Annotated in this window: 1 protein-coding gene; it reads right to left on the reverse strand. The window is 77.5% G+C overall.

The window, feature by feature from the left end; genetic code table 11:
* Nucleotides 1-240 (reverse strand): tetratricopeptide repeat protein (locus G3I65_RS55020; protein ID WP_160704448.1); only part of this gene is annotated, 240 nt, incomplete at both ends.

Here is a 240-nt window from a genome sequence, read left to right on the forward strand (position 1 = left end):
CCCGCGTGCCACCGGTGTCCCGTCAACAGCGCTTCCCGGTGCAGCCGGACCGCCTCCGCCGGGCGGCCTTCCGCCACCGCCAGCCAGCCCAGCGAGATCATCGCGCCCGCGCGGACCGATTCCGCCGCGAAGGACCCGCCGGGGCACTCCGCCAGCGCGCGCTCGTTCAGCGACCGGGCCGCGGCCAGGTCGCCTTCGTACCGGGCCAGGTTCGCCAGTCCGACGTACGCCGCCGCGCGG

The sequence above is a fragment of the Amycolatopsis sp. SID8362 genome, from assembly GCF_010550475.1.
GTDB lineage: Bacteria > Actinomycetota > Actinomycetes > Mycobacteriales > Pseudonocardiaceae > Amycolatopsis > Amycolatopsis eburnea.